Origin of the sequence: Paraburkholderia sp. SIMBA_053 (genome assembly GCF_046534895.1) — a bacterium.
In the GTDB taxonomy this organism is placed as follows: Bacteria; Pseudomonadota; Gammaproteobacteria; order Burkholderiales; family Burkholderiaceae; genus Paraburkholderia; species Paraburkholderia caledonica.
Genome location: NZ_JAWRXU010001247.1, coordinates 1 through 252, shown reverse-complemented (window position 1 = coordinate 252; position 252 = coordinate 1). Strand labels below are relative to the sequence as shown.

General features: G+C 32.5%; 1 pseudogene. It reads right to left on the bottom strand.

The features are described from left to right. Positions 1-132: pseudogene (locus SB753_RS39620) on the bottom strand (CotS family spore coat protein); the annotation flags it as partial. Between the last annotated feature and the right edge of the window lie 120 nt (positions 133-252).

The following is a 252-nucleotide window of genomic DNA, read 5'->3' as shown; positions in this document are numbered from 1 at the left end:
TGTTTTATGAATGTTTGTAATTGGTAATCCATTTTGAAGGAGATGTAAATGTGCTCCAGCGATAAATAACATCCTTTTGGGGTGCATATGTGCTTGTTTTAATATTTTTAATCCTTTTTCTGTTTCAACTTCCCCTTATCAAGCCACACGACTTTTCGGTGCTCTTCTTTCTTTGACTTCTGATCAGTCTATAGACTGATCAGAAGTTTATATATCAACTTGTATATCAATTCTAAACAAAAATAGACATCT